This window comes from Nocardioides sp. WJ219, from assembly GCF_058559815.1.
In genome coordinates this window covers 97,870-122,543 of record NZ_JBZUJV010000005.1, presented here as the reverse complement: position 1 = coordinate 122,543, position 24,674 = coordinate 97,870, and the positions used below count along the sequence as shown (strand labels likewise).

At 72.6% G+C, this 24,674-nt stretch carries 24 protein-coding genes; 13 read left to right on the top strand and 11 right to left on the bottom strand.

Annotation, left to right across the window (positions count from 1 at the left end; translation table 11 throughout):
• Positions 1 to 11: 11 nt before the first annotated feature.
• Positions 12 to 1,538 (bottom strand): helix-turn-helix domain-containing protein, encoded by a 1,527-nt coding sequence (locus AC4MBH_RS13545; RefSeq protein ID WP_491795416.1) that lies wholly within the window; start codon positions 1,536 to 1,538, stop codon positions 12 to 14.
• 74 nt (positions 1,539 to 1,612) lie between these two features.
• Between AC4MBH_RS13545 and AC4MBH_RS13540 the strand changes: the two genes are divergently transcribed.
• Positions 1,613 to 2,629: a zinc-dependent alcohol dehydrogenase family protein gene (locus tag AC4MBH_RS13540; protein ID WP_491795415.1), complete on the top strand. Its 1,017-nt coding sequence runs from the start codon at positions 1,613 to 1,615 to the stop codon at positions 2,627 to 2,629.
• 7 nt (positions 2,630 to 2,636) lie between these two features.
• Here AC4MBH_RS13540 and AC4MBH_RS13535 read toward each other — a convergent pair whose 3' ends face one another.
• On the bottom strand, positions 2,637 to 2,801 hold the full coding sequence (locus tag AC4MBH_RS13535) for a hypothetical protein (RefSeq protein WP_491795414.1): 165 nt from the start codon (positions 2,799 to 2,801) through the stop codon (positions 2,637 to 2,639).
• Between the two features lie 161 nt (positions 2,802 to 2,962).
• Here AC4MBH_RS13535 and AC4MBH_RS13530 point away from each other — a divergent pair, with 161 nt between their 5' ends.
• From AC4MBH_RS13530 to AC4MBH_RS13505, 6 genes are all read left to right on the top strand, one after another.
• Complete coding sequence (locus AC4MBH_RS13530) at positions 2,963 to 3,226, top strand: DUF3072 domain-containing protein (RefSeq protein WP_491795413.1); 264 nt, start codon at positions 2,963 to 2,965, stop codon at positions 3,224 to 3,226.
• A gap of 40 nt (positions 3,227 to 3,266) precedes the next feature.
• On the top strand, positions 3,267 to 4,250 hold the full coding sequence (locus AC4MBH_RS13525) for a helix-turn-helix transcriptional regulator (RefSeq protein ID WP_491795412.1): 984 nt from the start codon (positions 3,267 to 3,269) through the stop codon (positions 4,248 to 4,250).
• Between the two features lie 162 nt (positions 4,251 to 4,412).
• Positions 4,413 to 4,859: a hypothetical protein gene (locus AC4MBH_RS13520; protein WP_491795411.1), complete on the top strand. Its 447-nt coding sequence runs from the start codon at positions 4,413 to 4,415 to the stop codon at positions 4,857 to 4,859.
• 19 nt (positions 4,860 to 4,878) lie between these two features.
• Positions 4,879 to 5,349 carry a helix-turn-helix transcriptional regulator gene (locus tag AC4MBH_RS13515; RefSeq protein ID WP_491795410.1) on the top strand — a complete coding sequence of 157 codons (471 nt, stop codon included), beginning with the start codon at positions 4,879 to 4,881 and terminating at the stop codon, positions 5,347 to 5,349.
• A 5-nt stretch (positions 5,350 to 5,354) separates the two neighbouring features.
• Complete coding sequence (locus AC4MBH_RS13510) at positions 5,355 to 5,786, top strand: VOC family protein (protein ID WP_491795409.1); 432 nt, start codon at positions 5,355 to 5,357, stop codon at positions 5,784 to 5,786.
• A 72-nt stretch (positions 5,787 to 5,858) separates the two neighbouring features.
• Positions 5,859 to 8,237, top strand: coding sequence for an ATP-binding cassette domain-containing protein (locus AC4MBH_RS13505; RefSeq protein ID WP_491795408.1), 2,379 nt, complete (start codon positions 5,859 to 5,861; stop codon positions 8,235 to 8,237).
• Positions 8,238 to 8,270: 33 nt separating this feature from the next.
• On the opposite strand, the gene AC4MBH_RS13500 is transcribed toward AC4MBH_RS13505, so the two are convergent.
• The 5 genes from AC4MBH_RS13500 to AC4MBH_RS13480 all read right to left on the bottom strand — a co-directional run bounded on the left by AC4MBH_RS13500 (position 8,271) and on the right by AC4MBH_RS13480 (position 15,183).
• A complete protein-coding gene (locus AC4MBH_RS13500) occupies positions 8,271 to 9,002 on the bottom strand; it encodes a class I SAM-dependent DNA methyltransferase (RefSeq protein WP_491795407.1) in 732 nt (243 codons plus the stop codon).
• 150 nt (positions 9,003 to 9,152) lie between these two features.
• Positions 9,153 to 10,079, bottom strand: coding sequence for a lysophospholipid acyltransferase family protein (locus AC4MBH_RS13495; RefSeq protein WP_491795406.1), 927 nt, complete (start codon positions 10,077 to 10,079; stop codon positions 9,153 to 9,155).
• A gap of 9 nt (positions 10,080 to 10,088) precedes the next feature.
• Positions 10,089 to 11,669 (bottom strand): NPN-dependent hydroxyacid isomerase, LarAH14/15/16 family, encoded by a 1,581-nt coding sequence (gene larAH / locus AC4MBH_RS13490; RefSeq protein WP_491795405.1) that lies wholly within the window; start codon positions 11,667 to 11,669, stop codon positions 10,089 to 10,091.
• On the bottom strand, positions 11,666 to 12,853 hold the full coding sequence (locus tag AC4MBH_RS13485) for a zinc-dependent alcohol dehydrogenase (RefSeq protein ID WP_491795404.1): 1,188 nt from the start codon (positions 12,851 to 12,853) through the stop codon (positions 11,666 to 11,668). The genes larAH and AC4MBH_RS13485 overlap by 4 nt, the downstream gene beginning before the upstream one ends.
• Complete coding sequence (locus AC4MBH_RS13480) at positions 12,853 to 15,183, bottom strand: HAD-IB family hydrolase (protein ID WP_491795403.1); 2,331 nt, start codon at positions 15,181 to 15,183, stop codon at positions 12,853 to 12,855. The genes AC4MBH_RS13485 and AC4MBH_RS13480 overlap by 1 nt, the downstream gene beginning before the upstream one ends.
• Before the next feature lie 85 nt (positions 15,184 to 15,268).
• Here AC4MBH_RS13480 and larB point away from each other — a divergent pair, with 85 nt between their 5' ends.
• The 4 genes from larB to AC4MBH_RS13460 are packed head-to-tail and all read left to right on the top strand — an operon-like array spanning position 15,269 to position 18,731.
• The gene (gene larB / locus AC4MBH_RS13475; RefSeq protein WP_491795402.1) at positions 15,269 to 15,958 is read left to right on the top strand and encodes a nickel pincer cofactor biosynthesis protein LarB; all 690 of its coding nucleotides are present in this window, start codon (positions 15,269 to 15,271) and stop codon (positions 15,956 to 15,958) included.
• The gene (larE, locus tag AC4MBH_RS13470) at positions 15,955 to 16,764 is read left to right on the top strand and encodes an ATP-dependent sacrificial sulfur transferase LarE (RefSeq protein ID WP_491795401.1); all 810 of its coding nucleotides are present in this window, start codon (positions 15,955 to 15,957) and stop codon (positions 16,762 to 16,764) included. The genes larB and larE overlap by 4 nt, the downstream gene beginning before the upstream one ends.
• Before the next feature lie 7 nt (positions 16,765 to 16,771).
• Positions 16,772 to 17,992, top strand: coding sequence for a nickel pincer cofactor biosynthesis protein LarC (gene larC, locus AC4MBH_RS13465; RefSeq protein ID WP_491795400.1), 1,221 nt, complete (start codon positions 16,772 to 16,774; stop codon positions 17,990 to 17,992).
• A gap of 40 nt (positions 17,993 to 18,032) precedes the next feature.
• On the top strand, positions 18,033 to 18,731 hold the full coding sequence (locus tag AC4MBH_RS13460; protein ID WP_491795399.1) for a 4a-hydroxytetrahydrobiopterin dehydratase: 699 nt from the start codon (positions 18,033 to 18,035) through the stop codon (positions 18,729 to 18,731).
• Positions 18,732 to 18,740: 9 nt separating this feature from the next.
• On the opposite strand, the gene AC4MBH_RS13455 is transcribed toward AC4MBH_RS13460, so the two are convergent.
• Together AC4MBH_RS13455 and AC4MBH_RS13450 are read right to left on the bottom strand one after the other, a co-directional pair.
• Positions 18,741 to 19,532, bottom strand: coding sequence for an Fpg/Nei family DNA glycosylase (locus AC4MBH_RS13455; RefSeq protein ID WP_491795398.1), 792 nt, complete (start codon positions 19,530 to 19,532; stop codon positions 18,741 to 18,743).
• Between the two features lie 48 nt (positions 19,533 to 19,580).
• Positions 19,581 to 20,231 (bottom strand): dihydrofolate reductase family protein, encoded by a 651-nt coding sequence (locus AC4MBH_RS13450; protein ID WP_491795397.1) that lies wholly within the window; start codon positions 20,229 to 20,231, stop codon positions 19,581 to 19,583.
• Positions 20,232 to 20,312: 81 nt separating this feature from the next.
• Between AC4MBH_RS13450 and AC4MBH_RS13445 the strand changes: the two genes are divergently transcribed.
• Positions 20,313 to 20,864, top strand: coding sequence for an AAA family ATPase (locus AC4MBH_RS13445; RefSeq protein WP_491795396.1), 552 nt, complete (start codon positions 20,313 to 20,315; stop codon positions 20,862 to 20,864).
• Between the two features lie 399 nt (positions 20,865 to 21,263).
• On the top strand, positions 21,264 to 21,722 hold the full coding sequence (locus tag AC4MBH_RS13440; protein ID WP_491795394.1) for a hypothetical protein: 459 nt from the start codon (positions 21,264 to 21,266) through the stop codon (positions 21,720 to 21,722).
• 570 nt (positions 21,723 to 22,292) lie between these two features.
• On the opposite strand, the gene AC4MBH_RS13435 is transcribed toward AC4MBH_RS13440, so the two are convergent.
• Entirely contained in the window at positions 22,293 to 22,919 is a 627-nt protein-coding gene (locus AC4MBH_RS13435) for a hypothetical protein (RefSeq protein ID WP_491795393.1), read from the bottom strand.
• Between the two features lie 345 nt (positions 22,920 to 23,264).
• A complete protein-coding gene (locus AC4MBH_RS13430) occupies positions 23,265 to 24,656 on the bottom strand; it encodes an MFS transporter (RefSeq protein WP_491795392.1) in 1,392 nt (463 codons plus the stop codon).
• Positions 24,657 to 24,674 lie beyond the last annotated feature (18 nt).

The following is a 24,674-nucleotide window of genomic DNA, read 5'->3' as shown; positions in this document are numbered from 1 at the left end:
GCCGGTCGACGTCAGATGTCGCGGAAGGTCTCGATGTTGGCACCGAGGGCGCTGAGGCGCTCGGCGAGGTCCTCGTAGCCGCGGTGGATGACGTAGGTCGAGCGGAGCACCGAGGTGCCCTTGGAGGCCAGCATCGCCAGCAGGATCACCACGGCCGGGCGCAGGGCCGGGGGGCAGACGAGCTCGGCGCCGGAGAACGACGTGGGGCCCTCGATCATCACGCGGTGGGGGTCGAGGAGCTTGACGTGCCCGCCGAGCTTGGTGAGCTCGGTGAGGTAGATCGCGCGGTTCTCGTAGACCCAGTCGTGCAGGAACGTCTGTCCCTCGGCGACCGCGGCGATGACCGCGAAGAACGGCAGGTTGTCGATGTTCAGCCCCGGGAACGGCATCGGGTGGATCTTGTCGAGGGGGGCGTGCAGCGTCGAGGGCTTGGTGTGGAGGTCGACGAGGCGGGTGTGGCCGTTGCGGGCGACGTACTCCTCGGTGCGGTCGTACTGGAAGCCCATCTCCTCCAGCACCGCCAGCTCGATCTCGAGGAACTCGATCGGGACGCGCTGGATGGTGATCGACGACTGGGTCACGATCGCCGCGGCGAGCAGCGACATGGCCTCGATCGGGTCCTCCGACGGCGCGTAGTCGACGTCGACGTCGATGGTCTCCAGGCCGGTGATGCGCAGGGTGGTGGTGCCGACGCCGTCGATGCGGACGCCGAGCTTCTGCAGGTAGAAGCACAGGTCCTGGACCATGTAGTTGGACGAGGCGTTGCGGATGACGGTCTCGCCGGGGTGCAGCGCCGCGGCCATCAGGGCGTTCTCGGTGACGGTGTCGCCGCGCTCGGTGAGCACGATCGGCCGCCGCGGCTCGACGGCCTGGTTGACCTGCGCGTGGTACATCCCGTCGGTCGCCTTGACCTCCAGGCCGAACGGCCGCAGCGCGGTCATGTGGGGCTCGACGGTGCGGGTGCCGAGGTTGCAGCCGCCGGCGTAGGGCAGCTCGAAGGTCTCCGCCCGGTGCAGCAGCGGACCGAGGAACATGATCACCGAGCGGGTGCGCCGGGCGGCGATCTCGTTGATCTGGGACAGGTCGAGGACCTTGGGCGGGACGATCTCGAGGTCGCCGTCGTCGCCGATCCACCGGGTCTGCACGCCGAGGCTGTTGAGCACCTCGAGCAGCCGGTTGACCTCCTCGATGCGGGCCACCTTGCGCAGCGTGGTGCGGCCGCGGTTGAGCAGCGAGGCGCACAGCAGCGCGACCCCGGCGTTCTTGGAGGTCTTGACGTCGATGGCGCCCGACAGCGTCGTGGGTCCCTGCACCCGCAGGTGGGTGGGGCCGGCGCCGAGCGCGACGATCTCGGAGTCGAGGGCCTCGCCGATGCGCGCCAGCATCTCCAGGGAGAGGTTCTGGTGGCCCTTCTCGATGCGGTTGATCGCGCTCTGGCTGGTGCTCAGCAGATCGGCGAGCTGGGTCTGGGTGAGACCTCGGTGCTTGCGGGCGTCGCGGATGAGGTTGCCGATGCGGCCCTTGTAGTCGGTGACCATGAGATCCACGGTAACTCACATGTGAGATAACGGCCCAACTCGGCCCTCGGCGTGGCGTCTGGTTTCATCGACACATGAGGGCGACTGTGATCCACGGACCGCGCGACATCCGCTTCGAGGAGGTCGCGGACCCCACGCTGGAGGCGCCGACCGACGCGATCGTCAAGGTCGCGGCGTCGTGCATCTGCGGCTCCGACCTGTGGCCCTACCGCGGCGACGACGAGACCACCGAGCCGCACACCATCGGCCACGAGTGCCTCGGGGTGGTCGAGGAGGTCGGCTCCGAGGTGCGCGACTTCCGGGCCGGTGACTTCGTCGTGGTGCCCTTCGACCACTGCGACAACACCTGCGCGGCGTGCCGCAACGGGGCCCACTCGGCGTGCGACAACGTCGGCATGACCAGGAGCGGCCAGGCCGAGTACGCCCGCGTCACCCAGGCCGACGGCTCGCTGGTCAAGACCGACGGCGTCCCCGACCAGGACCTGTGGCCCTCGCTGCTCGCACTGTCGGACGTGATGGCCACCGGCTGGCACGCCGCGGTGTCGGCCGGCGTACGACGGGGCGGGTCGGTGGTCGTCGTCGGCGACGGTGCCGTCGGGCTCTGCGGCGTGCTGGCCGCGGCGCAGATGGGGGCCGAGACCGTGATCGCGATGTCGCGGCACGAGCCGCGCCAGGAGCTGGCGTGCGCGTTCGGGGCCACCCACGTGGTGGCCGAGCGCGGCAAGGAGGGCGTGGCCGCGGTCAAGGACATCCTCGGCGGGGTCGGCGGCGACGCGGTGCTCGAGTGCGTGGGCAACGGACCGGCGTTCGACCAGGCCTTCCGGGTCGCGCGACCGGGCGCGACCGTCGGGTTCGTCGGCGTACCGCACGGGATCGAGGCCCCGCTGCGGGTGATGTTCAGCAAGAACATCGGGCTCGCCGGAGGCATGGCGCCGGTCCGGCGCTACCTGCCCGAGCTGCTCGACCTCGTCCTCGCGCGCACCATCGACCCCGGCCGGGTCTTCGACCTCACGCTGCCGCTGGACCAGGTGGCCGACGGCTACCGGGCGATGGACGAGCGGACCGCGATCAAGGTGCTGCTGCAGCCCTGACCGGGGCTCAGACGTGCGTCAGCACGCGGGCCGGCACGCCCGGCGGCACGCACGGCGCGCACGTGCAGGTGTCGCTGCAGGCGAGGTAGGTGTGCACGGCGTGCCCGCAACGGCCGCACGGCAGGTCGTGCGTCAGGTGGCTGTGCACCTGGTCGTCCATCGAGTCCCACATCGGGTCCACCGTCCTTCCTCTCACCTCGACGGTAGGACGCCCGGCACGCCGTCGTGGCCGCCCGCGCCGATCTGGTCACGAGTGACCAGGAGGTCTGGCCGATCGCCGGATCGTCCCTGCGGGTGACCTGCACCGTCGGCGCGACGTCGTACGGTCGGAGCATGAGCGAATCGAACACCCATTCGACCGAGTCCTCCGAACCCACCGAGCCGACCGGCGACGTCCTCGGCGCGGAGGCGCCCACCACGACCGAGAAGGACCCCAGCGACTGGGTCACCGGCGACGAGCCGATGACCGGGGCGCAGCGCAGCTACCTCGACACCCTGGCCCGCGAGGCCGGCGAGACGCTGTCGGCCGACCTGACCAAGGCCGAGGCCTCCGAGCAGATCGAGCGGCTCCAGGACTCCACCGGCCGCGGCGACTGACGGCCGCCGCCGGGGTCACCCTCGTACTAGCGTGCGGTCGGTGACCGAGTTCCGCGCCGACGACGCGACGCCGACCGCCCGGGCGCTGGCGGCGCTCGAGATGATCCACGACCGGCCGGGCGTCACCGGCGAGCGGCTGGGGGAGCGGCTGGGGGTCACCTCGCGCGCCGCGCGGCGCTACGTCGGCATCCTGCGCCAGGCCGGGATCCCGGTCGAGTCCACGCCGGGTCGCCACGGGGGCTACCGCGTCGGCCGTGGCTTCCGGGTGCCGCCGCTGATGTTCTCCGCCGACGAGGCCCTCGCGCTGGTGATGGCGGCGGTGCGCGGCCGGGGCGCGGTCGGCGGCGACGGCGCCGTCGACGCCGCCCTCGACAAGATCGTGCGGGTGCTGCCCGAGCCCCTGGCCGGTCCGGCGGCCGCCCTGCGCAGCATCGCCGCCGCCCAGCGCACGCCCGAGGGCCCCGACCCCCGCCTGGCCAGCGACCTGGCACGCGCCGCCCAGGACGGCGCCCGGGTCCGGTTGCGCTACCGGACCCGCGGGGGCACCGAGCCGCGCGAGATGGTGGTCGACCCGTGGGGCGTCCACCTGCGCCACGACCGCTGGTACCTCCTGTGCTGGTCGCACGCGGCCGACGCCAAGCGGGTGCTGCGCCTCGACCGCGTGGAGTCGCACGAGGCGCTGGCCGAGCGCTTCGACCCACCGGCTGACCTCGACGTCGTCGCGACGGTCGACGACCACATGTCCGAGGGCTGGGGCCGGGCGGTGGCGGTCGTGGTCGACGCTCCCGTCGACGTCGTGGCCGCCTGCCTGCCGCGGACCCTGGGCCGGCTCGAGGCCCTCGACGGCGACCGCACCCGCGTGGTCGGGAGCACCGACGACACCGGGTGGTACGCCTGGCAGCTGCTGCGGGTCGAGGCGCCGTTCCGCGTCGAGGAGCCCGCCGAGCTGCGCCACGCGTGCGTGCGGCTCGGCCGGCTGCTGCTCGCGGCCGGGGACGGGGATCCGGTCGACCGGCTCCGATGAGTCGGCGCGTCGAGCCTGGTCGGTGCTGACATGGACGACCTGTTCGCCGGCAACGCCGTGACGTTCGCACCCACGACACCGAGCCCCGGGGGCAACGAGGTCGGCGTCGGCGGCGCCGCGGTGTCCCCGGAACCCTCCGACGCCGGCTGACGTCCCACCGCCATGCCCCTCACCTCATCGACCGTCCGTCGTCGTCCCGTCGCGCTGGTCCTCGCGGCCGCCGCCGTCCTCGCGCTGTCCGGGTGCGGCGACGGGGACCAGACCGGCGGCAACGTGCCGGAGCGCGAGCTGACCATCGTCTCCACCGACTGGAACGGCTGGGACCCCGACCACGTGTCGTCGCCCGAGACGGCCACGGTGATCGTGGCCGAGGGCAACGAGGTGTGGGTCGAGGGGCTGAGCGAGGAGGTCCGCATCGAGATCACCGACACCGACGACGGCGCCGTCGTGGTCGAGACCAGCCAGGACATGGCGCCGGCCTCCGCCGACGGCGGTCTCGCCCTGACCGACCTCGAGGACACCTTCACCGTGACGGGCGAGGGCGCCTCGTTCGCCACCCCCACCACCGATGGCGGGATCACCTACGAGCTGAGCGTCGCGAGGGCGTGAGTCGTGGCACGATCAGCGCGTGACGACCAGTCCGGCCGACGCTCAACGGCTGCGCGACCTGGCGCTGCTGCGGCGGGTCCGCGACCGGATCGACCGCGAGTACGCCGAGCCGCTCGACGTCGAGGCGCTCGCGCGCGACGTGCACCTCTCGGCCGGTCACCTGAGCCGCGAGTTCAAGCGGGCCTACGGCGAGCCGCCGTACTCCTACCTGATGACGCGGCGCATCGAGCGGGCGATGACGCTGCTGCGACGCGGCGACCTGAGCGTCACCGACGTCTGCGTCGCCGTCGGCTGCTCGTCCCTGGGCAGCTTCAGCACCCGCTTCACCCAGCTCGTCGGGGTCCCGCCGAGCGTCTACCGGGACCAGGCGGCGGGCGCCACGGCGGGGATGCCGCCGTGCGAGGCCCGGAAGGTCACCCGGCCGGTGCGCAGGCCACCCGAACCGGTCAGGAACGAAGAAGCGCCGGCGGTCGACCCCGTCCTAGCGTGAGCCTCATGACCACCAACGCAACCCCCATCGACATCAGCATCCACGCCACCTTCCTCCCGCACGACGACGCCGACGCGGCCCTCGGCTTCTACCGCGACACGCTCGGCTTCGAGCTGCGCAACGACGTCGGCTACGAGGGCATGCGGTGGCTCACCGTCGGGCCCGCCGGGCAGCCCGACGTCCAGGTCGTGCTGCACCCGCCGGGCGCCGACCCGGGTATCACCGACGACGAGCGCCGCACCATCGCCGAGATGATGGCCAAGGGCACCTACGCCAGCATCATGCTCGCGACCACGGACCTCGACGCCACGTTCGAGCACCTGCAGGGCCGGGGCGTCGAGGTCGTCCAGGAGCCGGTGCAGCAGGACTGGGGGATGCGCGACTGCGCCGTGCGCGACCCCGCGGGCAACATGGTCCGGATCCAGGAGATGCCCTGAGCCCGCGGCGACACCTGGCTGTCCCGGACCCCTGGTAGTAGTAGCGACCACCAGCACGAGCAGAGGACGAGGATGACCGACACGACCACCGAGACCGCCCACACGGCCGACACGCACGACCTGATCCGGGTGCAGGGCGCCCGCGAGAACAACCTCAAGGACGTCAGCGTCGAGCTGCCGAAGCGGCGGCTGACGGCGTTCACTGGCGTGTCCGGGTCGGGCAAGAGCTCGCTGGTCTTCGCGACCATCGCCGCGGAGTCGCAGCGGATGATCAACGAGACCTACAGCGCCTTCGTGCAGGGCTTCATGCCGACGCTGGCCCGTCCCGAGGTCGACTACCTCGAGGGGCTGACGACGGCGATCATCGTCGACCAGGAGCGCATGGGTGCCAACCCACGCTCGACGGTCGGCACCGTCACCGACGCCAACGCGATGCTGCGCATCCTGTTCAGCAGGCTGGGCGACCCGCAGATCGGCCCGCCCACGGCGTACTCGTTCAACGTGCCGACGCGTCGGGCGAGCGGCGTGATGTCGACCGAGAAGGGCGGCCGGGTCGAGAAGAACGTCGTCAAGCAGGCCGTCTACCTCGGCGGGATGTGCCCGCGGTGCGAGGGCATGGGCAACGTCAACGACATCGACCGCACGGCGCTGTACGACGACTCCAAGTCGCTCGCCGACGGCGCGCTGACGGTTCCGGGTTACTCGATGGACGGCTGGTACGGCCGGCTGTTCGAGGGCGTCGGGCTGCCGATGGACAAGCCGATCTCGACGTTCACCGCCAAGCAGCTCGACACGATGCTGTTCGCCGAGCCGACCAAGATCAAGGTCGAGGGCGTCAACCTCACCTTCGAGGGGATCATCCCCAAGATCCAGAAGTCGATGCTGTCCAAGGACCCCGAGGCGATGCAGCCCCACGTGCGCCGCTTCGTCGAGCGGGCGGTGACCTTCCAGCGCTGCCCCGAGTGCGAGGGCACCCGGCTGACCCGGGAGGCGCTCGGCTCGCGCATCCGCGAGAAGAACATCGCCGACCTGTGCTCGATGCAGATCACCGACCTCGCCGACTGGGTGCGCGAGCTCGACGAACCGTCGGTCGGGCCCCTGCTCGGCGGCCTGCAGCACCTGCTCGACTCCTTCGACGCCATCGGGCTCGGCTACCTCTCCCTCGACCGGCCGTCCGGGACGCTCAGCGGCGGTGAGTCGCAGCGCACCAAGATGATCCGCCACCTGGGCTCGTCGCTGACCGACGTCACCTACGTCTTCGACGAGCCCACGATCGGGCTGCACCCGCACGACATCGAGCGGATGAACCAGCTGCTCCTGCGGCTGCGCGACAAGGGCAACACGGTGCTCGTCGTCGAGCACAAGCCCGAGACGATCGCGATCGCCGACCACGTGGTCGACCTCGGCCCCGGCGCCGGGTCGCACGGCGGCACCATCTGCTTCGAGGGCACGGTCGAGGGGCTCCGGGCCAGCGACTCGGTCACCGGTCGGCACCTCGACCACCGCGCGACCCTCAAGGACTCCGTGCGCGAGCGCTCCGGCGTGCTCGAGGTGCGGGGGGCCTCGACCCACAACCTCGACGACGTCGACGTCGACGTGCCGCTCGGCGTGCTCTGCGTCGTCACCGGGGTCGCCGGCTCGGGCAAGAGCTCGCTGATCCACGGCTCGGTGGCCGGCCGCGACGGCGTGGTCGTGGTCGACCAGGGCGCGATCAAGGGGTCGCGGCGCAGCAACCCGGCGACGTACAGCGGGCTCCTGGAGCCGATCCGCAAGGCGTTCGCCAAGGCCAACGGCGTCAAGCCGGCCCTGTTCAGCGCCAACTCCGAGGGCGGCTGCGAGGGGTGCAACGGCGCGGGGGTGATCTTCACCGAGCTCGGGCCGATGGCGACCTTCGAGTCGCCCTGCGAGGAGTGCGGCGGCCGCCGCTTCAAGGCCGAGGTCCTCGAGCACACCCTCGGCGGACGCGACATCGCCGAGGTGCTCGACATGTCGGTCACCGAGGCGACGGCGTTCTTCGGCGACGGCGAGGCCCGCACACCCGCCGCCCACAAGGTCCTCGCCCGCCTCGACGACGTCGGCCTCGGCTACCTCAGCCTCGGCCAGCCGCTGACGACCCTGTCCGGCGGCGAGCGCCAGCGACTCAAGCTCGCCGTGCAGATGGCCGAGCAGGGCGACGTCTACGTCCTCGACGAACCGACCACCGGCCTCCACCTCGCCGACGTCGACAACCTGCTCGCGCTGCTCGACCGCCTGGTCGAGGCGGGCCGGTCCGTCATCGTCATCGAGCACCACCAGGCCGTGATGGCCCACGCCGACTGGATCATCGACCTCGGGCCCGGCGCCGGACACGACGGCGGCCGGGTCGTCTTCGAGGGCACGCCGGCCGAGCTGGTCGGGGCAAAGGACAAGACGCTGACCGGCGAGCACCTGGCGGCGTACGTCGGGGCCTAGCCGTGGCTGGGCGCCGCGGGCCTGGTCCTCGCGTCAGGCCGGCGCGCGCCAGACCGAGACGTGGTTGTCGCTGTCGCCGGTGAACTCGGCCCCGCGCCAGTCGGCGTACCTGTGCTCGAGCTCGAGGCCGGCGAGCCGGGCCATCAGGTCGCACTCGGAGGGCCACAGGTAGCGGAAGTTGCTGGCGCCGTAGCGCACCACCCCGTCCGGCTCACGGGTGTAGTGGTGGGAGGTGCCCTGCTGGGTGACCAGGTCGTAGGTGTCGAACCCGACGTGCCGCTCACCGACGTGGAACGGCACCGCCTCCTGGCCGGGCGGCATCCGCCGCAGGCCCGGGATCCACAGCTCGACGACGAACCTCCCACCCGGCGCGAGGTGGCGGGCGGCGTTGGCGAAGCAGGCGACCTGCTCGTCCTGGGTGCGCAGGTTGGCGATGCTGTTCCACACGACGTAGACGAGCGAGAACCGGCCGTCGACGATGGTCGTCGCCATGTCGCCCACCACGACCGGCAGGTCGGCACGCTTGCGGCGCAGCTCGTCTGCCATCGGTTGGGAGAGCTCGATGCCGGTGACCGGCACGCCGCGGTCGGCGAGCGGGATGGCCACCCGGCCGGTTCCGATGGCCAGCTCGAGGGCGCCGCCGTCCCCGGCGAGCTCGGCGAGGAGGTCGACGGCCGGGTCGAGGACCTCGGGGGTGGACATGAACGCCGACGACTCGTCGTAGCGCGCCGCGTCGTCGGCATCCCAGTAGTCGCTCGAGGTCACGACACGGACGATCGCCGACCCGCGCGGCGGGCGCCATCGGTTTACGGTCGTGGGGTAGCCGAGTGCTGGGGGCGGCGGACGGCGTTCAGGGATCGCCGGTGAACCGGTGAAATCTCGCCGGGGCGACCGACCCCACCCGCCGGACGCCGGTCAGCGGCTCCGACGCCAGGCGCGGCCGCGGGTGGTGGCGACCTCGGGGGAGCGGGAGGTGTGCCAGACGCGGCGCCACTGGGCGACGGCGGGGCCGGCGGGGTCGGGGGTGGTGCCGTCGGCGGCGCGGCGCATGGCGGAGTACCAGTCGGTCTCGTCCTCGTCGAGGAGCCGGGCGATGGCGTCGCGGATGCGGGGGGCGAACTCGCGCACCGACTCGCCCTCGGCGGGCGCCAGCGGGTCGCCGAAGCGGACGGTGAGCTGGCGGCGTCCGCGGGCGGGCCAGGCGGCGCCCTTGGGCATCGCCGCGAAGGTGCCGCGGTGCGCGACGGGGACGACCGGCACGCCGTGCTCGATGGCGAGGTAGGCGGCGCCCATCCGGAACGTGCCGAGCCAGCCGTCCTTGGAGCGGGTGCCCTCGGGGAAGATCACCAGGCTCCAGCCGTCGTCGAGCACCTCGCGCGGGGTGGTCGCCATCGACCCGCCGCGGCGGTCGATCGGCATCGTGTTGAAGGCCAGGGACGAGCCGACGGCGCGCCACCAGGTGTCGAAGAAGTAGTCGGCCGCCGCCGCGACCGCCGTACGACGCCGCCATGCGTCGGGCAGCGACAGCAGGATGAGCGGGGTGTCGAGGTGGGAGGCGTGGTTGGCGGCGAAGATGACCGGGCCGTCGATGCGGTCGAGGACGTCGAGCCCCTCGACGCGGGTGCGGACCACCGAGCGGAACAGCGGCTCGAGCGCGGCCTTCTGGGCGACCTCGCGCGCCACGGTGGCGCTCTTCGTGCGCGACCAGTCGTTGGGGTAGACGTTGGGCGAGGGCGCCGGCACGAAGGGCTCGGCCGAGCGCGGCACCTGCGCCCGCCGTCCCCAGCGGAACCCCTTGCGCACCCGTCGTACGTCGTCGACGGTCTCCTTGACGAAACCCACGGCCGGCTCCTACCGGACGTCCGCGAGCAGGTGCGGCGGGTTGTGAAGGTAGGTGATCGACGGCGACGACCCGACCGTCGACGACGCCATCTCCAGCGCGTCACGCAGCGTCGAGGCGGCCCGGAACCCCAGCTTGGCCGCGGCCTTGCGGTCGGCCCCGACCCAGATCACGTCGCCCAGGTGGTCCATGGCGTGCGCCGCCCAGTACCACATGTAGAACGGGTGGACGCCGTGGTAGGCGTGCGAGGTCCGGTAGAGGTGGATGTACCAGGGGTCGGTGGCGAACTGCTGCTCGAACTTCTCCCCGATGACGGCCGGGTCGGTCGACTCGGCCAGCACCTCCTCGTAGAAGTCGATGTACGACGGGTGGTGCAGCGAGCTGAAGCCCTCGTCGAGCGGGTGGTAGAGGATCGCGACCCCGCCCTGGCGCACGACGGGCTTGCCGAGGTAGGAGTTGAAGAAGTAGCCGAGGCCGACGCAGGTGGCCAGGATCGGGTTCATCCAGCTGTTGACGTTGTACGGCCCGACGAACGGGATGCCGAACACCGCGATGTCGGACTGGCCGTCGACCTCGACGCGCTGCTGCTGGTGCACCTTCTTCAGCGTGCGCTCGTGCACACCCTCGACCTCGCCGGCGTTGATCCCGGTGAGCCCGTAGGCCGAGCGCAGGTCGTGGAAGGCGCGGTGACGCAGCTTCTGCGGCGCGAGCGCCAGCCCGCGGCGCATCCCGAGCATCGTCGCCTGGTCGCGGACGTTCCACTCCCACTCGCGCTTCTGCATGAACTCGTACGGCTTCGGGAAGACGTTGTTGTCGAGCGTTGTCTCGATCTGGAACACCTTCACGGTGTCCTTGATGAGCCGCCCGATCCGCCAGGCCGAGGAGTGCATCTCGGAGTGCTTGTGGTCCATGAAGGACCGGCTCGCCACCATCGTCTTGGCGTTGTGGTGGTGGCGCAGCGACTTGTACGACGCCAGCCCGATGCCGACCGACTTGTGGCCGCCGTCCATGGCGACCAGGTTGACGTTGACGTAGATCAGCAGGTCGGACTCCGCGGCCCGCTTGCTGATCTCGACGTCCTCGCCCTTCTCGGTGTGACCGAGGTGGGCGAGGTTGGCGCGGTCCTCGGCGTCGAAGTTGTAGAGCTTGCCCTGGGGGTAGAACGAGCGGAAGACCCGCTCACCCACGATGTGGCGCAGCTCGGACGCCGTCATCCGCCGGTGCAGCGCGTTGGCCGCGACCAGCTCGACGTCGTCGACGCCGGCCTGGGCCGCGAGCTCGAGGACGTGCTCGATGATCCGGCCGCGGATGTCGGGTCCGCGCATCGACGGCAGCGGCAGGGACAGGTCGTCGAACGCGATCGTCAGGCGCATCCCGGCCGTGAGCAGCTCGGGGAGCGGCTCGGAGTCGACGGGGTTGAGCAGCGCCTCGACGATGGCCTCGTCGACGTCGGGCACGGCCGGCAGCGACTCCGGCGGGTAGATCACCCGGGTGCCGAGCGGGAACTCCTCGAGCCGGAAGCCGAGGCCCTCCTGCACCAGCAGGGGCGGCGTTCGGTCGTCGACCTCGAGCACGAATCCGGGGCGGGTCAACTGGTCCTCCTGGGGTCGAACGCGACCTTGACGGTGCCGAGGCGGCCCGCCGAGTGTGCGTGGTCGAGGGCTTCGCGCCACCGGTGCAGCGGGTAGGGCGCGACGGTCTTGGACATCTGGGCGACCGCGTCGTGCGCGACCAGCCCGATCGCCCGCGGGAAGGCGTCCTCACCGCGGGACGAGGCGTAGGTGCCGACCAGCTCGAGCTCGCGGAACCACGCGGCGGACAGGTCGGCCTTGGCCGGCATGCCCGACAGCACGACGCGGCCGCCGGCGCGGGTGGCCTGCAGGCAGGTCTCGATCGAGGTGGTGCTGCCGACGGCGTCGAGCGCGACGTCGACCCCGCCCAGCAGGTAGGGCGAGGACAGCTCGGGCTTGAGCTGGAACGCGCCGGTGGAGCGGCGTACGCGGCGCAGCACCTCCGACGGCGCGACCACGTCGGACGCGCCGAACTCGTGGGCGAGCTCGCGCTGGTGGCCGTGCTTGGCGACCACGACGATCTCGCCGGCGGGGGTCAGCTCGCGCAGCGCGAGGGTGGCGAGCAGGCCCACGGCACCGGCGCCGGAGACCAGCACCCGGTCACCGGGGCGTACCCCGGCCCGGGTCGCGGTGTGCACCGCGCACGCCAGCGGCTCGACCAGCAGCGCCTGCTCGTCGGAGAGCCCCTCGGGCACCGGGTGCAGCTGGGAGCGGTGGGCGACCAGGAGCTCGCCCCAGCCCCCGCCGGTGTCGTGGCAGAAGCCGGTCTGCAGGCCGGGGGAGAGGTCGCCGACGGTGATGCGCGAGCAGCGGTTGGTCTCGCCGACGGCGCAGGCCGGGCACGGGTCGACGCCGCGGGGGGCGCACGCCAGGACCGGGTCGACGACGACGCGGGTGCCGGCCGGCAGGTCGTCGCAGTCGTCGACCAGCTCGGCCACGATCTCGTGGCCGGGCACGAACGGCAGCGAGACGAGCGCGCTGAAGTAGAGCGACGTGGTGCCGGAGAGCATGCCGAGGTCGCTGCCGCAGATGCCCGACAGCCGCACCTTGAGCCGCGCCCACCCGGGCCGGTCGACGCGCGGCGGGTCGAGGGTGACCAGGCGCAGGGGAGCGGCGACCCCGCTCAGCAGCACCGGCACGCGGCCGCCGGCCGCCTTGCTGAGCAGTGTCTTGGGGACGCTGCGGACCATCTCGAGCGCGAGCATCAGCGCACCTTCCCAGCGGGGTCGAGACTGCGGGTGGAGGTGTCGGTGGAGGCCCAGTCGACGATGTTCCAGCGCTTCTTGCGGGCGTGGCGGTAGAGCGCCACGTCGGGCCGCACGGCGACCGGTCGGCCGACCGCCTCCAGCAGCGGCAGGTCGGAGTAGGAGTCGGCGTAGGCGTGGGAGACGGTCAGGTCGATGTCGTGGCGGCGGGCGAACTCGCGCACGAAGGCCCCGCGCGACTCGCCCACGATCGAGGAGTCGGCCAGGTGCCCCGTGCACCGCCCGCGGTCGTCGACGGCCAGGTCGGCGGCCTCGATGTGGTCGAACAGCGGCGCCAGCGGCCGGGTGAGCGGCCGCAGCGCGCCGGTGACCAGCACCGTGGTGTGGCCGGCGGCGCGGTGCTCGCGGATGCGGCGTACGGCGCCGGGCGCGAGCCGCTCCAGGACGTGCGAGGTCAGCTGTTCGTCGACGATCGCCTCGAGGTCGGCGAGCCGGGCGCCGGCGTACTCGCGGTAGACCGCGCGCAGCATGCCGGTGCGGTCGTGGCGGTCGGCCTGCACGACCTTCGGCAGCCGGCTCGCCACCCGGGCGGCCTCGCTCACCTTCTGGCCGGGGGAGAGGTCGGCGAGCCGCAGCCACAGGAAGCTCTCGACGACGTTGGAGGACAGCAGGGTGCCGTCCATGTCGAAGAACGCGGCGACGTTGCTCGCGGGGGCCGGCGCGAGCGTGCGCAGCTCGGCCGGGTCGACCTTCTTGCGGCGCGCCCGCATCTCGTCGAGGTCGCGCACCGGCTTGGTGACCGCCGGGCAGTGCACCTCCTGCAGGTAGTGGCGCCAGTCGATGACCGCGGTGTCGAACGCGAAGGTCGCCTGGTCCTCCGGCGCCAGGTCGGCGTGGAGGGCGACGGCGTTGCTGTCGACGAAGCGGAGGTCGGCCTGGGCGTACTCCTGGTAGACGTCGAGGTAGCGGCGCAGGAAGGCCAGGCGCCGGCCCTGCACGTCGAGCTGCTTGATCCAGTCGAAGGTGCGGTCGGTGCGCGGCGCCAGGGAGATCAGGCGCTCGGCGGCGCGGTGGGCGCGCTCGCCGGTGCCCATCACCCGCTGCACGGCGGCGGTGCCCGACCAGCTCCACGCCGCGAGCGGCGTGTGGCCGCGGTCGCCGGCGGCGAACGGGTGCTCCTGGAAGTACGCGCGGACGTTGTCGTAGACCTCACCGAAGGTGAGCGGGTTGCGGCTGCCCGACGACAGGTGGAGGTACGTCGCGTCGCCCGGCTCGGGCGGCCGGGCCAGGCAGGCGACGATCGAGGCCACCACGTGGTCGACCGGCACGACGTCGACGATCGTGTCGGAGCCGCCGGGGAACATCGGCAGCTCGCCGCGTCCGTAGGCCAGGATCAGCGGCTCGGCCATCTTGAAGCCCTCGATCCAGCCCGGGTAGGGCCGCTCGAGCGCCGACTCGATGATCGTGGGGCGGTAGATGGTGACCCGGCGGCCGCGGCGGGCGTGGCCCTCGACGACCCGCTCGCCCAACGCCTTGGTGAAGGTGTAGGCGTCGGTCCAGCCGAGGCTGTGCGCGCGCTCGGTGCCGAGCTTGACCAGCTCGTCCTTGACCCACGTGCGGCGGGCCTCCTCGGCGGCCTGGGCCGAGGTGAGCGGCCCGGCACGGCGGTGCTCGCGCTCGGCCTTCTTGCGCAGGTCGGAGAGCACCTCGATGCTGCGCGACCGCGCCTCGACCTCGGCCGCCCGTCCGAGTCCCCAGGCGAGCTCGGCGTCGACGTCGACGGAGTGGTCGAGCGTCTCCTCGAACACGGCACCCCGCCGGCGCCCGGCGACGTAGGCCGTGGAGACGTGCAGGTAGTGGATGTCGCGCTCGCCGTGGCCCGAGGCCTCCTCGATGCGCTCCAGCAGCTGCCGGACCCCGACGACGTTGGCACGGAAGCCCTCGTCGACGGGCGGGTCGAAGGAGACGTCGCCGGCGCAGTGGACGACGGCGTCGAGGTCGGTGGGCAGGGGCGGCGGGTCGGTGAGGTCGCCCTCGACGACGGTCACCCGCGACGCCATCACGGCCTCCACACCGCCGGCGGCCGCCACGACGTCGGCGAAGATCGGCTTGGCGAGCAGGGTCGAGATCCGGGCGGTGCCAGGGGTCGAGCCGCGGGGGCGCACCAGCACGCTCATCCGCACGTCGGGCACGTCGACCAGCAGGCGCTGGAGCAGCGCCTCGCCGACGAACCCGGTGACGCCGGTGAGCAGCACGTGCTGCCCCGCGAGGACGTCCCGGACGAGGGGTCGGCCGCCGTGGTCGTGGGAAGCGTCCGGGGCAGCGCTCATGAGGACGAACCGTTCCACATGCGGGCGGTGTAGTCGACGCCCGGGGGTCACCAGCCGTCCCGGGACGCTGTGCGAGGATCGATCGGTGCACCCCCTGCCCGAGCTCCGGGTCGACCACGACCGGCTGACCCGCACCGGCATCGCCGAGGCCGTCTACGGTCCCGGCAAGTCCCCGCGGCAGTGCGCCGACGCGGTCTCCGAGCTGCTCGCCGGCCCCGGGACGGGGCCGGTGCTGCTGACCCGCGCCGACCCCGACCAGGCCGCCGCGGCGGGCGCGGCCAACCCGGGCGGTGTCGTGGCGTCGTACGACGAGGCGGAGGGCGGTGGCCTGCGGACGCTGGTCTGGCGCGCCGAGCCGTCGCGCGAGGGCCGGGCGCTGGTGCTCACCGCCGGCACCGGCGACCTGCCGGTGGCCCGCGAGTCGGCCGCCGTCCTCGAGGCCTACGGCGTCGCCACCACCCTGGTCGCCGACGTCGGCGTGGCCGGGCTCCACCGCGTGCTGGAGCAGCAGGACCTCCTGGCCGAGGCCGACGTCGTGGTGGTCGTGGCCGGCATGGAGGGGGCGCTGGCGAGCGTGGCCGCGGGCCTGACCCGCGCGCCCGTGATCGCCGTACCGACGAGCACGGGCTACGGCGCCGGCCTCGACGGCATCACCGCGCTGCTCGCCATGCTCGCCTCGTGCAGCCCCGGCATCACCGTCGTCGGGATCGACAACGGCTTCGGCGCCGGGTGCGCCGCCGTCCGGTTCCTCAACCCGCGCCGGGTGCCCGCGTGACGCTCGACAAGATCGCCGCGCTCGAGGCGCGGCTGCACGAGCTGGGGTCGGTGCTGGTCGCCTTCTCGGGCGGGGCCGACTCGGCGTTCGTGCTGGCCGCCGCCGTCCGGGCGCTCGGCACCGACTCCGTGGTCGCGGCCACCGCGGTGAGCCCCTCGCTGCCGGCCACCGAGCTCGCGGCCGCCCGGGCCTTCGCCGTCGACCTCGGGGTCGCGCACCACGCGCCGCGCACCGACGAGCTGTCGCGACCGGGCTACGTCGCCAACGGTCGCGACCGGTGCTTCCACTGCAAGTCAGAGCTGCTGTCGGTGCTGACGCCCCTCGCCGTCGACCTCGGCGTCGCCGCCGTCGCGACCGGCACCAACGCCGACGACGTCGTCGACCGGTTCCGGCCCGGCATCCGCGCCGCCAGCGCCGCCGGTGCCGTCACGCCGCTGGCCGACGTCGGGATGACCAAGGCCGAGGTGCGCGCCGCCTCCCGCGCCTGGGGACTGGAGACGGCCGACAAGCCGGCGGCGGCGTGCCTGTCGAGCCGGGTCGCCTACGGCCTCGAGATCACCCCGCTGCGGCTCGGACGCGTCGAGAGGTCCGAGCACGACCTGCGTCGCGCGATGACCGAGGCCGGCCTCGCCGTCGCCGACCTGCGGGTCCGCGACCTCGGCGACCGCGCCCGGGTCGAGGTCGACCGCCACCTCGTCACCGCGCTCTCCGCCCGGCCCGAGCTGCTCGCCGCGGTGTCGGGCTTCGACGCCGTCGAGGTCGACCCGCAGGGCTTCCGGTCGGGGTCGATGAACGAGAGCGCATGAGGTCGTGGTGACCCGCGTCGGATGGCTCGACGCGAGCAGCGGCATCAGCGGCGACATGCTGCTCGGCGCGTGCGTCGACGCCGGCGTGCCGCTCGCCGTGCCGCAGGCGGCCGTCGACGCGCTGGGCCTGCCCGAGCGGATCGGTCTGTCGGCCGAGCCGGTCACCCGGTCCGGCATCGGCGGCACCCTCGTCGGCGTCGCGGCCCCCGAGAGCCACCACCACCGCCGGCTCGGCGACATCCTGACGATGCTGGAGCGGCTCGACCCCGCCGTCGGCGCGACGGCCGCGGAGGTCTTCCGGGTGCTCGCCGCGGCCGAGGCCACGGTGCACCGGGTCGCCGCCGAGGAGGTGCACTTCCACGAGGTCGGGGCGCTCGACGCGATCGCCGACGTCGTCGGGGGAGTGGCGGCGGTGCGGTCGCTGGGCCTCGACCGGCTCGTGTGCAGCCCGGTCGCCCTCGGCGGCGGCCGCACCCGTGCCGCGCACGGCTCGATCCCGGTCCCGGCGCCCGCGGTCGTCGAGCTGCTGCGCGCGGCCGGCGTGCCGTCGTACGGCGGCCCGATCGAGCGCGAGCTGGCGACCCCCACCGGTGTCGCGCTCGCGGTGGTGCTGGCGGAGGCGTTCGGGCCGATGCCGGCGATGGTGCCCGAGGCGGCCGGGTCCGGTGCCGGCTCGGGCGACCCCGAGGGCCACGCCAACCTCCTGCGGCTGCTCGTCGGCACCACCCCGTCGGCGGCCCCGACCGCGTCGTCGTTGCCCGTGGAGCCGGCCTGCGTGCTGGAGGCCAACGTCGACGACCTCGACCCACGGCTCTGGTCGTCGGTGCTCACCGCGCTGCTCGACGCCGGCGCCGACGACGCCTGGTTGTCGCCGATCGTGATGAAGAAGGGGCGTCCCGCCCACGCCGTCACGGTGCTGTGCCGCCCCGACCTCGCCGACGTGCTGGGCCGGGTGCTGCTCACCCGCACGAGCACGATCGGGTTGCGGCGGCGTACGACCGACAAGGTGCCGCTGCCGCGGGAGACGGCGACGGTCGACGTCGACGGCTCGCCGGTCGGGGTCAAGGTCGCCCGGCTCGACGGCGAGGTGGTCAACGTCAGCGTCGAGTACGACGACGTGGCGCGGCTCGCGGCCGCCACCGGCCGGTCGGAGAAGGCGGTGCTCGCCGCGGCCGTGCATGCCGCCCATGAGTACTGGGAGCACTGGGAGCATCGGGGCCGTTCCTAGCGGACGCCGAACGTCCGCGTGCCGTCCTACGGTCGGCGCCATGGAGATGCTGACGGGGGAGCAGATCGGCGGGGCCGGCCTGGCCGACTGGCGCCGGCTCGGGCAGGGGCTGCACGCCCGCTACGCCGTGACCGGCTTCGCCGGGGGCGCGCGGTTCGTCGCCGCGGTCGCCGAGGCCGGCGACCGGGCGGGGCACCACCCGCGGGCGGTGGTGGGGGAGACCCACGTCGACCTCGAGCTGGTCAGCGACGACGCCGTCCACCGCGACGACGACGGCGTCGAGCACGTCGTGGCGTGGGTGACCCAGCGCGACGTCGACCTCGCCCACCGGATCACCTCGATCGCCGCCGACCACGGCCTGGCCGCCGAGCCGGGCACGCTCACGTCGTACGAGCTGGGGCTCGACACGGCGCACTCGGAGCGGGTCGCGCCGTTCTGGGCGGCCGTGCTCACCGGCTCCACCGACGCCGTCGGGCGCGGCGGCATCGGCGACGACGTCCGGGACGCGTCCGGTCAGACCCCGATCATCTGGTTCCAGGGCACCGAGGAGCACGAGACGCCGCGACAGCGCTTCCACCTCGACGTGTGGGTGGCGCCCGAGGTGGCCGACCGGCGGATCGCGGCGGCGGTGGCCGCCGGGGGAGTCGTGGTCGACGACAGCGAGGCGCCGTCGTTCACCGTGCTGGCCGACGCCGACGGCAACAAGGCGTGCATCTGCACGTCGCAGTCGCGCCCCTGAGCGCACCGCTCACGGCTGGCACACGGGGCACCAGTAGACGGTGCGGGCGGCGAGCTCGTCCCGGGCGACCGCGGTGCCGCAGCGGCGACAGGGGAGACCGGTGCGCCGGTAGACGTAGTGGGCGTCGACGCGCCGGACGCGACCGCTCGGTCGCTCCCGGTCGTCCGGGTCGGTGGTGACGATCCGCCCGCTGCGGACGCCGGCGCGCATCAGCCGCGCGAGGTCGTCCCAGAGTGCGGGCCACGCGGCCGGGTCGAGGTCGCGGCCGGGCAGCAGCGGGTGGACGCCGTGCCGGAACAGCACCTCGGCCCGGTAGACGTTGCCGATCCCGGCCACGACCTCCTGGTTCATCAGCAGCGTCCCGATCGGCGCCCGGGATCGGCCGATCCGACGTCCGGCGGTCGAGGGGTCGGCGCCGGGACGCAGCGGGTCGGGGCCCAGCCGCGCGAGGATCGCGTCGCGCTCCGGCTCGGTGAGCAGCTCGCACGCCGTCGGCCCCCGCAGGTCGGCCCAGTGCTCGTCGGTGGTCAACCGCAGCCGCAGCGCCCCGCGGGGCTCCAGCGCCGGCGCCGGGCCGTCGGCGTACCGGCCGTAGAGGCCGAGGTGGACGTGCAGCCACACGTCGTCGTACTGGTGGAACAGGTGCTTGCCCCAGGCGTCGGCGCCCCGGACGACCTGCCCGTCGAGCACCGCGGCGCCGTCGGCGAACCGGCCCTGCGGGCTCGACGCCGCGACCTCGCGGCCGACGAGCAGCCGGCGGTGGCGCCCGGCGAGCCGGTGGATGGTGTGGCCCTCGGGCATGGCCCCACCCTCACGGCCCGCGTCGGGCGCGGGCTCACCCCCAGGACGTCAGCGGCGCCAGAACAGGTGGTGGTTGACGCCGCTGGTGGGGCTCGGCACGACCTCGTGGTGGAAGCGGTCGGCCAGCTCGTCCGGCGACGTCCACAGCCGGGTGCCGGCCCCGAGCTCGTACGCCGGCGACTCGGCGACGTGCAGGGTGTCGACGAGGTCGGCGTCGAGGAACGCCCGGACGACCGAGGCGCCGCCGCCCAGCCGGACGTCCTGGCCCTGCGCCGCCTCGAACGCGCGCTCGAGCACGACGGCCGGCTCGTCGTCGACGAAGTGGAACGTGGTCTCGCCGAGGCTGAACGACGGGCGCAGGTGGTGGGTCATCACGAAGACCGGGGTGTGGAACGGCGGCTCGTCACCCCACCAGCCCTGCCACTCGTGGTCGGTCCACGGCCCACGCTGGGGGCCGAACTTGTTGCGGCCCATGATCTCGGCGCCGATGTTGCGGTGGAACTCGCGGGTGAAGTGGTCGTCGAGGCCGCGGCTGCCGCCGGGGTCGGTGCGGTTGGGCCAGCTGGCGGTCGCGCCGGCCCAGGCCATCATCACGCCGGGATCGGCGTGGCCGAACGGCGTCTCGAGGCTCTGGCCGTCCCCGGCGCCGTACCCGTCGCCGGACACGCAGAAGTTGTGGACCCTCAGCAGCTGGCTCATGCGGTGACCGACCGGGGGAGTCGGTCGAACTCATCGGTCGCGTCGGACGTCGGTCGGGGGACCGGCGTCTAGGGTCTGCGAGTGCCTCGGCTCATCCACCTCAACGGACCGCCCGGCATCGGCAAGTCGACCCTGGCGAGGCGCTACGTCGACGAGCACCCCGGGGTGCTGAACTGCGACATCGACGTGCTCAGGACGCTCGTCGGCGGCTGGGAGCGTGACTTCGTCGGCGCCGGCGGCCTCGTGCGGCCCGCGGCGCTCGCCATGATCGAGGCCTACCTCGCCACCGGCAAGGACGTCGTCCTGCCGCAGCTGCTGGTCCGCCCGACCGAGGTGGCCAGGTTCGAGGCGGTCGCGACGGCCGCCGGCGCGTCGTTCGTGGAGCGGGTGCTGATGGACACGCCCGCCGCCACGGTGGCCCGGTTCGCGCGCCGCGGTGCGTCCGACGGAGGCGATCCGTGGCACCACCAGGTCCGGGCCATCGTGGCGGCGCAGGGCGGCGACGAGGTGGTGGCCGGCTACCACGCCGACCTCGAGCGCCTGCTGCAGGTGCGACCGGGCGCCGTCGTCGTCCGGACCACCGAGGGCGCGGTGGAGGACGCCTACCGCGCGCTGGTAGACACCCTCGTCTGAGGGCGCGGGACGCGGGACGACGCGAGGTCGTAGTTCCTCTGGACCTGGACAATGGCGGGACGCAGCCGGGCCACGACGGTGTACAACTTCCTCAACCAGATCAACTAAGCCCGCTCATCGAGTTCGCGCCTTGGGTGTTTTCGAGGATTGTCGCAACTGCGGATGTGTCGACGAGGAGGTCGTCGACGTCGTCCTCGTCGATGATGTGATCGTCGAGCTCCGCCTGAGTAGCACCGAACCGTACATTCGTCAGGACGAGAACTTCCTGTACTTGTGACGGCGTACCGGTCAGGGTGGTTCTGCCTCCGGCTCTTCACTATCTAGGCTGCGAAGGCTGGGCTGGCGGGTCGCGCTTGCGGCTACGATCTCGCACCCGAGACAGCCGCTAGAAGGGTCGCGATGACGCCGAACCTCTTTCGCCGCCCAGGCCTGGCGGTTGCCGCGCTCATCCTGACCTCCGCCGGGTGCAGCAGTCATGACGACAGGGCTGCTGCACCACCAGCGTTCGACCCTGACTCGTACTGGACGACCTGTCCTGCTGCCCCGATCTACGACCGGAGCCTGGACTACGTGGACGGACCCGGCCTCGGGTCGCCCAGGGCGGCCGTCCTTGCGGTGGCTGCCGACGGCGTCGAGATCGAGCGGCTTGTGATCGGCGCGTCGGGACGGTCAGCCGACGTGCACGTCCGGCTCGGCACCGAGACGGGCGTGTTCCACGTGGGCAAGCGGGCCGCCGGGTGGCTGATCAGTGGGGGCGAGGGATGCGCTGCGTGGTCCGCAGGTGAGGCGCTGTTCGGGCCCTTCACTCAATGCTCGCCAGACGACGACTCGTGCGTCACGGTCTACCGCGACGAGTAGGCACCGAGGACGGTCGGGCTGCGAGCACGTCGGCCGTCGGGTCCTGAGAGTGATTCTGATTCCGTTGCTGGTTCGCCGATAAGTGACATTATGTCAACTAGGAACGGTCTACCGCCCACAGGGGCCTTCCCTGCGCTGCGCTCGGGACCGCCCGGACATGCCGATGACAGGGCGTCCGGTTTCACTGCGGCAAGCGGACGATCAGGTACTCCAGCGCCACGCTGTTGGTCTCGAACGCGGCGGCGACGGAAGCGGCGGCTGCCTCCGAGTCGTATCGACGCGCCTGGGAAGCTAGGCCCCACTCTGTCTGACCCTGGCGTCCGCCTGACTCGCAGTAGTAAAGGCCGGAGCCGTCTGGCCGTCGAACGACGATCGCCCACTCTGGCTTGCGCTTAGCCAATCGGCTCGTCCGATTCTTCATACTGCGATCGTCTCAGAACGAGCGCACTCACTTGCCGCGCTGCGGGCTCCGCCCGACCATGCCGCGCTGAGGGCTCGGTGCAGAGCGCAGGTGTTGCCATCACAGTTGGTGGTGGGGTCGGTTGACGGCCTGGGATCGCGTCGGTGACCCTAAGCCTTGAGCGACGCACGTCGCCAGTGCTCGGGCCACTCCGAGAAATCCGCGCTGATGGTCAAAACGTCACCGTAAACCGGGTGGGGCGGGACAGGCGGTCTGCGCCTCATCCCGACTCCGTCCTCCTCTCGGAAGGAGGCCCATGAACTGTCGTACTCGAGTCGGTCATAGGCCCCAGCGGCCAATAGCTCGCACTGGAACAGCAGCCAGTCCTGGAGGTCATTGAAAGCTCGTGAATACGGACCTGGATCGGAAACGGACCAGTCGAACAGTGCCCCGCCGAGCTCGTCCTCGTCGTCGAGTTCGACCGACATGGTCCAGTGCGACTCATAACCAACATCGAGGAACACCCGCGGTGCTGAGGGCGGGACATCCTGCTGCCTGCTGAGCCAGAACTCATGCGCGAGCTCGCAGCTTCGGAACCGAGGGTGAGGACGAACGCGGACCGTGCTTGGGTCTACTCGCTCCCACCAGCGTCGGACCGAATACGGGAGACGCAGTGGCGCGATGCTCGCGATGAGGGCGTCAAGCTCAGCACGCCCGGCTGGCGGAGCCGGTGGCTCCAGCCCCGCGTTCTGTATGCCCGCAATGAGTTCGTCGATGGTGTCGTCGATCGTCTGCACCAGTGCATTCTGACGCCTCAGCCGACTCGATCGTTTGCTACGGCCGACCGCCCGACAGTGCCGCGCTGCGGGCCCCGCCCGACCATGCCGCGCTGAGGACTCAGCCGGCACCACCACCGACCACTAGAACTGCAAGCGCGCGAGCGCCACGACCCCTGCACCGACTACCCCGACGAGGAGAGCCGCCAGCGGCCAACCGTCGGTCTGCACCCAGATGCGGTCGGAACTCATCCGCTGCCGTCGTCTGTCGTCCGCCATGTACGGATGTTGCCCGATCGTCCGGCGGCGGGCCACTCACCTCAGCCACGGCCCACGTTGACGCCCCCCTCCAGCACGGGAGCGCCCTCAGGCCACGACGTCGCCACGAGCGGCTCCCCCGGCGGTCCGCGACGCGGCGACGACGCCGAGGACGGCACCGATGGCCGCGAGGGAGAAGACGACGAGGAACGGGTCGCGATCGCCACGTTCCGCTGCGGCGAAGGCGGCGCCGGCGACGGCCAGGGCCAGCGCGGCACCCAGCGAGTCCGCGATGGTGAGGGCCGAGGAGTTGAAGCCGCGGTCCCGGTCGGTGGAGACCTCCAGCATCGCGACGCCGGTCCGCGGGTAGGCGAAGCCCATGCCGGCCCCCGCGACGACGTACGCCGCCACCGGGACGACCGCCGAGGGGCGAGCCCCGGAGTCCGACGCCAGCACCGACGCGGCGAGAGCCGCGAGGCCGACGAGCACCATCGTCGTGCCCGTGACCATGACGCGGGTGTGCGACAGGCGCGCACCGAGCCGCGCCTGGGCCTGGCTGGCCGCCGCCCACATCACGCCGACGCAGGTCAGGGCGATACCGGCGCGACCGGCCGAGAGGTCCCAGCGCTCCTGGAGCACGTAGACGATGTAGGCCTCGGCGCAGAAGAACATCGCGGACAGCAGTCCTCGGGTCGCCACGACGGCCGGCAGCCCGCGGGCGGCGAGGCGGCTGCCGCGAGGCAGGAGCCGACCGAGGGACACCCACGCCACCCCGAGCGCGACGACGCCGCCCAGGGCCGTGGCGCCGCGCGTCGACCCGGCCAGCTCGAGCACCAGGACCGCGACGGCTCCCACGACCGCCCACCACAACCGCATGGAGGTCCCGCTCTCCCCCGCCTCGGCACGGGGCTCGAGACCACGCAACGCCGGCGCCAGCAGCACCAGCGCGAGTACGACGAAACCGACCGTGCCGAGGAAGACCCAGCGCCAGCTCCACAGGTCGGCGACGAGCGCCGCGAGGGCCGGCCCGAACAGCGACGGCAGGACCCACGCAGCGGCGAACGACGCGAAGATCGCCGGCCGCAGCGCAGCCGGGTAGACGAGCCCGACCACGACGTAGAGGCCGACCGTCAGGGCACCGCCGCCGAGCCCCTGCAGGACACGACCAGCGAGCAGCACCTCCATCGAGGGCGCGGTGCCGGCGACCACCAGCCCCAGGGCGAACAGGGCCATCGAGGCGAGCAGCGGCACCACCGGCCCGGTCCGGTCGCTCCACATCCCCGCCGCCACCATGCCCACCACCCCGCTGGCCAGCGGCGCAGCGAACGCCAGGGCGTACAGGCCCAGCCCGTCGAGGTCGCGCGCGACCGTCGGCATCACCGTCGCGACCGCCATCGCCTCGAACGCCACGAAGGCGATCAGGCCGAACATCCCGACGGTGGTGGCCGCGTAGGGCGGAGCCAGGATGCGCTCGCCACGGTCGGTGGAGGTCACGGTCACGACCCGACGGTAGAACCT

Bases quoted from the DNA above. Each gene is read 5' to 3' on its own strand.
- AC4MBH_RS13540 (WP_491795415.1), top strand. From the start codon at position 1,613: ATGAGGGCGACTGTGATCCACGGACCGCGCGACATCCGCTTCGAGGAG.
- AC4MBH_RS13460 (WP_491795399.1), top strand. From the start codon at position 18,033: ATGGAGATGCTGACGGGGGAGCAGATCGGCGGGGCCGGCCTGGCCGAC.
- AC4MBH_RS13545 (WP_491795416.1), bottom strand. From the start codon at position 1,538: ATGGTCACCGACTACAAGGGCCGCATCGGCAACCTCATCCGCGACGCC.
- AC4MBH_RS13510 (WP_491795409.1), top strand. From the start codon at position 5,355: ATGACCACCAACGCAACCCCCATCGACATCAGCATCCACGCCACCTTC.
- AC4MBH_RS13450 (WP_491795397.1), bottom strand. From the start codon at position 20,231: ATGAGCCAGCTGCTGAGGGTCCACAACTTCTGCGTGTCCGGCGACGGG.
- AC4MBH_RS13520 (WP_491795411.1), top strand. From the start codon at position 4,413: ATGCCCCTCACCTCATCGACCGTCCGTCGTCGTCCCGTCGCGCTGGTC.
- AC4MBH_RS13440 (WP_491795394.1), top strand. From the start codon at position 21,264: ATGACGCCGAACCTCTTTCGCCGCCCAGGCCTGGCGGTTGCCGCGCTC.
- AC4MBH_RS13455 (WP_491795398.1), bottom strand. From the start codon at position 19,532: ATGCCCGAGGGCCACACCATCCACCGGCTCGCCGGGCGCCACCGCCGG.
- AC4MBH_RS13535 (WP_491795414.1), bottom strand. From the start codon at position 2,801: ATGTGGGACTCGATGGACGACCAGGTGCACAGCCACCTGACGCACGAC.
- AC4MBH_RS13485 (WP_491795404.1), bottom strand. From the start codon at position 12,853: ATGCTCGCGCTCGAGATGGTCCGCAGCGTCCCCAAGACACTGCTCAGC.
- AC4MBH_RS13530 (WP_491795413.1), top strand. From the start codon at position 2,963: ATGAGCGAATCGAACACCCATTCGACCGAGTCCTCCGAACCCACCGAG.
- AC4MBH_RS13480 (WP_491795403.1), bottom strand. From the start codon at position 15,183: ATGAGCGCTGCCCCGGACGCTTCCCACGACCACGGCGGCCGACCCCTC.
- AC4MBH_RS13505 (WP_491795408.1), top strand. From the start codon at position 5,859: ATGACCGACACGACCACCGAGACCGCCCACACGGCCGACACGCACGAC.